This is a genomic window from Brevundimonas sp., assembly GCF_036400995.1.
Taxonomy (GTDB): Bacteria; Pseudomonadota; Alphaproteobacteria; order Caulobacterales; family Caulobacteraceae; genus Brevundimonas.
Genome location: NZ_DASWWG010000029.1, coordinates 1 through 7,136, shown reverse-complemented (window position 1 = coordinate 7,136; position 7,136 = coordinate 1). Strand labels below are relative to the sequence as shown.

The window sequence follows — 7,136 nt, the reverse complement described above, 5'->3', positions numbered from 1 at the left end:
GGATCGTTCTCGAGGTCGTGCTGCAGCACGGTCACGACGACCTGGGTCTCGTTCTTGAAGCCCTTGACGAACAGCGGGCGGATCGGACGGTCGATCAGGCGGGAGACCAGGGTCTCCTTCTCGGTCGGACGGCCTTCACGCTTGAAGTAGCCACCCGGGATCTTGCCGGCGGCGAACGTCTTTTCCTGGTAGTTCACGGTCAGCGGGAAGAAGTCCATTCCCGGCTTCGGGGCGCGGCCGTAGACGACGGTGGCCAGAACCACGGTCTCGCCGTAGGTCGCCAGCACGGCGCCGTCGGCCTGACGGGCGATGCGGCCGGTTTCCAGCGTCAGCGGGCGGCCGGCCCAGTCGATCGTCTTGCGTTTGATGTCGAACATATTTCGTCTTTCGTATCCCGGCGGGCGTATTCCCGGCGGGGCGGAGCGTCAGGGGTTCAGTCCTTCGGTCCCTGTGGACCCGGGGTTCCGTATTGAAGCCCGGGCGGGTGAATGTGAGGACCGGTTTTCAAGGCCCTCTCGTCTGCGCCGTTACTGTGGGACGAGGTCCCGCCCGCGGCGCCCGGGCAAATAGCAGAAGGGCCCGCGAGCGGGCCCTTCCAGAACCTCCATCGCCTTAGCGACGCAGGCCCAGCTTGCTGACGATGGCGGCGTAGCGCGCATTGTCGGTCTTGCTCAGGTGATCCAGAAGACGGCGGCGTTGCGAGACCAGCTTCAGCAGGCCGCGACGCGAGTGGTTGTCCTTCTTGTGGGTCTTGAAGTGCTCGGTGAGGTTGGCGATGCGTTCCGACAGGATCGCGACCTGGACCTCGGCCGAACCGGTGTCGCCCTCAGCGCGGGCGTTATCGGCGATGACCTGAGCTTTGCGCTCGGCAGTGATCGACATCGTGGTTCTCCTTGCTGGAGCCCCCGACAGCGAGGTCAGGGGAGATTGAATACGCGGTCGGGTTCAATCCGACCGGCCCGCAACTGACCGAGAGCGACGAGGGTCTGTTCCAGAAAGACCGAAACCGTCCGGGCGTCGCCTTGCAGCTGACCCTTGAGCGTTTCGACCTGTCGGGGGAGCAGAACGATCGGTCGTCCCTGACGAAGCGAGAAGGCGTCCTGATCCGACACGGCCAGCCCCGGGATGTCGTCCAGGGCGGTCGCGACGGGAAGCAAGCCTTCCGAGGCGGCGCCCCTATGCACCATTTCCTCGAGAGAATCCAGCGTCACGGCGTTCTGTACGTTGAACGGACCCACCTGTTCGCGCCTCAGGGCCGACACATGGCCTTCCGCGCCCAGCGCCGCCGCCAGATCGCGCGCCAGCGAGCGCACATAGACGCCCTTGCCCGTGCGCATTCTGATTTCGACATGGTCGGCGTCGGGGGCGTCGGTCACCGCCGCCTCATGGATGGTCACCCGGCGGGCCTTCAGCTCCACCTCGACCCCCTCGCGGGCCAGGTCATAGGCGCGCTGGCCGTCCACCTTGATGGCCGAGAAGGCGGGCGGCACCTGATCGATCTCGCCGACGAAGGCGGGGAGGGCGCTGATCACCTGTTCCCGGGTCGGCCGCACGTCCGAGCGGGCGATGATCTCGCCCTCGCGGTCGACGCTGTCGGTGGAAATCCCCCAGTGGATGGTGAAGCGGTAGACCTTCTGCGCCTCCATCATGAAGGGCACGGTCTTGGTCGCTTCGCCCAGCGCGATGGGCAGGATGCCGGAGGCCAGCGGGTCCAGCGTTCCCGCATGCCCGGCCTTCTGGGCGTCGAACAGGCGGCGGATGCGGGTGACCGCCTCGGTCGACCCCATCTCGAACGGCTTGTCCAGGCAGACCCAGCCGTTGATGATCGAACCCTTCTTGCGACGGGCCATCAGCCGTTCTCCGTTGAAATCTCGACACCCCGGACCCGAGGAGAGCCCGCCCCATGCGCCTGACCCGACGCCTGCTTCTGATCGCCGCGCCGCTGGCGGCCGCCGGGGTCGCCCAGGCCGGGGAGGCGCCGGACCGCTTCGTCCATCTGGGCCACGTCGTCGACCTGTCGGCCGTTCCCGCCGATCAGCGTCCCGCGCTGGCGGCGTGGATCCGCCAGCAGATCGGGCTGGTGCAGGGGCTGTCCATTCGCGACGACGTCAAGGCGTGGTTCGCCTCCGTGCCGGTGACGGTCGACCCGGCCCTGAACCAGCCCGGCCGCTTCGCCGGCGGCCGGCTGACACTGGATGACCAGACCTCGCCGCCGGATAATCCCGTCCTGCTGCATGAGCTGCTGCACGCGTACATGGACGCCCGGCTGCCGCGCACGGGTCAGCTCCGGCGCTTCTATGATCAGGCCCGGGCTAGCGGGGACTGGCCCGCGGACGCCTATATGCTGCGCAATCCGGCGGAGTTCTTCGCCATGACCGGCTCGGTGGCGCTGTGGGGCCGGGCGGCGCGCGCCCCCTTCACCCGCGAGCGCCTGCGCGCGTCCCTGCCCGACTGCCATGACTGGCTGGCGGGCGAGTTCGGCCTGCGGGCCTGAGGCGATCATGCCTCGTCGTCGCCCCGCTCCAGATCGGCCCGCACGCGCGGGTCGTTGAACAGCCGGTCCATGTGGCTGGCGGCGTCGAAGCTGTCGTCGTGACGGAAGCGCAGGTCGGGCGTGAACTTCATGTCGATGTGCTTGCCCAGCACGCCGCGCAGGAATTTGGCGTGGGCGTTCAGCGCCTTGATGATCTCGTCCACGTGGCCCGCGTTCGGGGCGTCGGCGACGCCCGCGCCCAGCGGCTCGACGAAACAGGTGGCGTGCTTCAGGTCCGGCGACAGCCGCACCTCGGTGATAGTCACCGACACGCCCTGCATGGCCTCGTCGTGGATCTCTTCCTCGCGCAGGACCTCGACCAGGGCGTGACGGATCAACTCGCCGGCGCGCAGCTGACGCTGCGACGGCCCCTGCGGCCCGGAGGCGTTGCGGGTGTGTTGTTTGCGGGCCATGGGGGGCCTCCTTCTCGTGATCGCCCGCCGGGGCTCGGACCCGGCTGAAAAGCGAGGCCGCGTCGGATCGGACTGGCGGAGCCTTCCGGGCGCGGCTTTGAAATGAGCGCGCGGTCTAGTCCCGCGAGGCCGGAGTGTCCAGTTTCGCCCGGTCGACCGTCGCCACCACCTCCGATGAAACGATCGACCGCAGGGGCCGGGTTTCCATCCCTGCGGCGTTCAGCACGCCCGCCGTCCAGTGGTTGCACAGGTGGCCGATGGAGAAATGTTCGCGGCTGGCGAAGAAGCGGGCGTCGTCCCCGGCGCGGGCGGCGGCGATGCGCGGCGCGCCGGTCGACAGGTCCAGCGAGGCCTCGATATGCGCCGCCATGGCCTCGAAGGCGGCGGGGGACAGGCGGAAGTCGCGGCGGCCGTCCTCGGCGAACATCCGGCGCGGGTCGGCCTGCGCCGGGTCCAGCATGATCACCGACGGATTGCCGGGCGCGAAGAAGGCGCGGGCCCCGTCCGGCAGGCGGTCGCCGATCGGGCTCTGGTCGACATAGAATGTGGCGTCGCCCCAGCCGATCAGGATCCAGTCGCCGGGCGGCAGGCTCTCCACCGCCTCCGCCAGCGGTCCGCCGCGGGCCTCCAGCGCCGCGCGCGGCAGGGCCAGGTCGGTGTGGAAGCCGTTGTCGAGCAGGCTGGCCTCGATCGCCGGTTCTCCGGCGCGGGCGGGCCACAGGGCCGGGTCCCCCGGCGCGGTCCAGGTCCACAGGGCCGCCAAGCCGCCGGCCAGGGCCGCGAGAATGAAGCGTCTTGCCCCCAAAACCTCTCTCCCTAGCGCGCGCGGAAACGCCAGACGCCGCACAGGGCGTCCGCCGGCGCATCCGGGCCGACGATTGTCCGTCCACGGAACAGCATCATGTCCACCCGGTCCCGGCGGTGCAGCAGGGCGACCACGCCCGGGGCCTCCCCGCCGCACAGGGGCGAGGCGACGACCGTCCCGGCGCGCGCGTGGGGGATGACCTGACGCAATTCGATCTGGGCGTTCGGCCGGGCGTCCAGCTCGGTGGCGAAGGCCTTGCGGGCGGCGCTGTAGGCCTCGTCGGCGCCGGCGATCCGCAGGGGACGGGTGCGCAGGACATCGCCCTGCTCCAGCCGGATCAGGGCGCCGGTGAAGGTCGCCGCGCCCACCGTCTCCCGGGTGGCGTCGTCGGCGGCGCGGAACTCGCCGGCCAGCACCACGGCGTTCGGGGTCGCGGCCAGAGGGTCGTCGCTGCCCTCGGCGGCGGACTTCAGTCCGTCCACGCCGTCGACGGCTCCGTCTACGGCCCAGCCGACGATCCGGCCCGCGGCCGGGGCCGCCTCGTCCCGCAGCATGGCCCAGGCGTCCATCGCCTGTTTCTGCTCGATGGCCATCAGGAACAGCACCAGACAGACGAAGCCCAGGGCTCCGGCCAGCCCTTTCAGGCCCCGGTTGCTCCGGCTTCTCGATCTGTCGACGGCGGTGGCGGTCATCCGGCCGACCCTAGCCGGGACGCCGTCCGCAACAAAAGCCCTATCGCCCGACAGGGGCGCCGGATTCGTCAGGGCCCGACGCCGGCGGCATCGCCCACTCCCCGCGCCAGCTGTAGGACAGGGTCACGCAGTGGCGATAGGTCCCGTCGGCCCAGCGTCCGATGGCCTGGGCGCTCAGGGGATGGCCCAGCCGCACCCGGCCGAGGATCAGATAGGCCTGCTCGGAGCCCGGGCAGAGCGCCCGCGACAGGCCCCGGCCGTCGCCTTCTGACGAGACGGTGTAGAGGATGTTCTCGGTCGCCCCGCGGGGCAGGGCGCGACGGGCGGCGTCCGGTCCGCCGATGCGGATCTCGGCCTCGCCGCGATTGGAGGTCGAGATGATCCGCCGCACGGTGATGGCGCCGAACAGGCCCCGGTCGCCCTCCAGCGTGATCCCCCGCGTCAGGGCCTGGGTGATCCGGTCCGAGGCGTCATAGGCCAGATACCGGGTCTCGGCCGCGGCCGGACCGGCGACGGCGCAGAAGGTCAGCAGGGCGATCAGGAAGCGCATGCGAAAGTGATCCTCGATCCGGATGGCAAAAAGGGGACGCCGCGGCGTCCCCTTTTCCTTATCCCCTGAACGACTAGTCCAGCGTGCGCTTGATCTCTTCGACCGTGAAGCACTCGATGTAGTCGCCGGCCTTGATGTCCTGGAAGCCTTGGAAGTGCATGCCGCACTCCTGGCCCGACGGGACTTCGTTGACCTCGTCCTTGAAGCGCTTGAGCGTCGTGAGGGTGCCCAGTTCCAGCACCACCACGTCGTCGCGGATGATGCGGACCTTGGCGCCCTTGCGCACTACGCCCTCGGTGACCCGGCAACCGGCGATCTTGCCGGTCTTGGAGATGTCGAAGACCTGCAGGATCTGGGCGTTGCCCAGGAAGGTTTCCCGCTGCAGCGGCGCCAGCATGCCCGACAGCACGCCCTTCATGTCGTCCAGAAGGTCGTAGATGATCGAGTAGTACCGGATTTCCACGCCCTCGCGGTCGGCGAGGTCGCGGGCCTGCTTCGACGCACGGACGTTGAAGCCGAGGATCGGCGCACCGGCCGACTTGGCCAGTTGCACGTCGCTCTCGGTGATCCCGCCGGCGCCCTGCATGACGATGCGCGCGCGCACCTCGTCGTTGCCCATCTTCTCCAGCGATCCGGCGATGGCTTCGCCCGAACCCTGCACGTCCGACTTGATGACGACCGGCAGCTCGCTGATCTTCTTCGAGCCCAGCTTGGCCATCATGTCGACCAGCGACACCTGGTTGCCGCCGCCGATGGCCTTCTCGCGGCGCACGCGCTCGCGATAGTCCGTCAGCTCGCGGGCGCGGGCTTCGTTCTCGACCACGGCCAGCACGTCGCCCGGCGAGGGGGCTTCGTCCAGACCCAGGATCTCCACCGGCACCGACGGACCGGCTTCGGTCAGCTGCTCGTTGCGCTCGTTCAACAGGGCGCGAACCTTGCCCCACGACGAGCCGGCCACGACGATGTCGCCGCGCTTCAGCGTGCCGCGCTTGACCAGGACGGTCGCGACCGGGCCGCGGCCCTTGTCCAGCTTGGCTTCGATGACCACGCCCTCGGCCGAACGGTCGGGGTTGGCGCGCAGGTCCATGACCTCGGCCTGCACCAGGATGGCGTCGATCAGACCGTTCAGGTTCAGCCGTTCCTTGGCCGAGACCTCGATGATCTGGGTGTCGCCGCCCAGGCTTTCCGAGATGACCTCGTACTGCAGCAGCTCGTTGACGACCTTCTGCGAGTTGGCGTCGGGCTTGTCGATCTTGTTGACCGCGACGATCAACGGAGCGCCGGCCGCCTTGGCGTGCTGGATGGCTTCCACCGTCTGCGGCATGACGCCGTCGTCGGCGGCCACGACCAGGACCACGATGTCCGTGACGTTGGCGCCGCGCGCACGCATCGCCGAGAAGGCGGCGTGGCCCGGGGTGTCCAGGAAGGTGACGCGCTGGCCGTCTTCCAGGCGCACCTGATAGGCGCCGATGTGCTGGGTGATGCCGCCGGCTTCGCCGCCCGCCACGTCCGTGGTGCGCAGCGCGTCCAGCAGCGAGGTCTTGCCGTGGTCGACGTGGCCCATGATGGCCACGACCGGGGCGCGGGTCTCGGTGGCGCCCTCGTCGTCGGCCTCGGCGATGAAGCCCTCTTCAACGTCGGACTCGGACACGCGCTTGACGGCCATGCCGTACTCTTCGGCGACCAGTTCGGCGGTGTCGGAATCGATGACGTCGTTGATCTTCATCATCAGGCCCTGACGCATCAGGAATTTGATGATGTCGACGCCGCGCACGGCCATCCGGTTGGCCAGTTCGCCGACCGTGATGGTGTCCGGGATGACGACTTCACGCGGACGGTTCGGCGTGTCGGTCGAGCCGCCCTTGCGCTTTTCCTTCTCGCGTTCGCGGGCGCGGCGAACCGAGGCCAGCGAGCGCATGCGCTCGGCGGCGTCCTCGTCACCACCGGCCACGGCCTGGATGGTCAGGCGGCCCTCACGGCGCTTCGGCTCGCCGCGGGTGCGGCTGACGGCCTTGCCGGGGGCGTTTTCGCTGAAGCGCTTGTCGCGATCGTCCTCGCGGCCGGTTCCCGCCGGGCGGCCGAAGCCGGCGCGGGCGGGGCGGGCGACCTCGGGGGTCGCGGGCGGGGCGTTCGGGGCCGGACG

The 7,136-nt window shown here is 69.6% G+C and carries 8 protein-coding genes and 1 pseudogene; 1 reads left to right on the top strand and 8 read right to left on the bottom strand.

What is annotated here, in order from left to right; all coding sequences use genetic code 11:
* From VGE03_RS03940 to truB, 3 genes and pseudogenes are all read right to left on the bottom strand, one after another.
* Window positions 1-377: pseudogene (locus tag VGE03_RS03940) on the bottom strand (polyribonucleotide nucleotidyltransferase); the annotation flags it as partial.
* A gap of 235 nt (window positions 378-612) precedes the next feature.
* The gene (rpsO, locus tag VGE03_RS03935) at window positions 613-882 is read right to left on the bottom strand and encodes a 30S ribosomal protein S15 (protein WP_331045166.1); all 270 of its coding nucleotides are present in this window, start codon (window positions 880-882) and stop codon (window positions 613-615) included.
* Between the two features lie 35 nt (window positions 883-917).
* Entirely contained in the window at window positions 918-1,850 is a 933-nt protein-coding gene (truB, locus tag VGE03_RS03930; RefSeq protein ID WP_331045165.1) for a tRNA pseudouridine(55) synthase TruB, read from the bottom strand.
* 53 nt (window positions 1,851-1,903) lie between these two features.
* Between truB and VGE03_RS03925 the strand changes: the two genes are divergently transcribed.
* Window positions 1,904-2,494, top strand: a complete 591-nt coding sequence (locus VGE03_RS03925; RefSeq protein ID WP_331045164.1) for a hypothetical protein — start codon at window positions 1,904-1,906, stop codon at window positions 2,492-2,494.
* Between the two features lie 5 nt (window positions 2,495-2,499).
* On the opposite strand, the gene rbfA is transcribed toward VGE03_RS03925, so the two are convergent.
* The 5 genes from rbfA to infB form a co-directional block, all read right to left on the bottom strand.
* Window positions 2,500-2,946 carry a 30S ribosome-binding factor RbfA gene (gene rbfA, locus VGE03_RS03920; RefSeq protein WP_331045163.1) on the bottom strand — a complete coding sequence of 149 codons (447 nt, stop codon included), beginning with the start codon at window positions 2,944-2,946 and terminating at the stop codon, window positions 2,500-2,502.
* Between the two features lie 115 nt (window positions 2,947-3,061).
* Window positions 3,062-3,751 carry a DUF2459 domain-containing protein gene (locus VGE03_RS03915; RefSeq protein ID WP_331045162.1) on the bottom strand — a complete coding sequence of 230 codons (690 nt, stop codon included), beginning with the start codon at window positions 3,749-3,751 and terminating at the stop codon, window positions 3,062-3,064.
* 11 nt (window positions 3,752-3,762) lie between these two features.
* Window positions 3,763-4,443: a hypothetical protein gene (locus tag VGE03_RS03910; RefSeq protein WP_331045161.1), complete on the bottom strand. Its 681-nt coding sequence runs from the start codon at window positions 4,441-4,443 to the stop codon at window positions 3,763-3,765.
* A 40-nt stretch (window positions 4,444-4,483) separates the two neighbouring features.
* Window positions 4,484-4,993 (bottom strand): hypothetical protein, encoded by a 510-nt coding sequence (locus VGE03_RS03905; RefSeq protein WP_331045160.1) that lies wholly within the window; start codon window positions 4,991-4,993, stop codon window positions 4,484-4,486.
* Window positions 4,994-5,066: 73 nt separating this feature from the next.
* The gene (gene infB, locus VGE03_RS03900; protein WP_414644882.1) at window positions 5,067-6,911 is read right to left on the bottom strand and encodes a translation initiation factor IF-2; all 1,845 of its coding nucleotides are present in this window, start codon (window positions 6,909-6,911) and stop codon (window positions 5,067-5,069) included.
* Window positions 6,912-7,136: the final 225 nt, after the last annotated feature.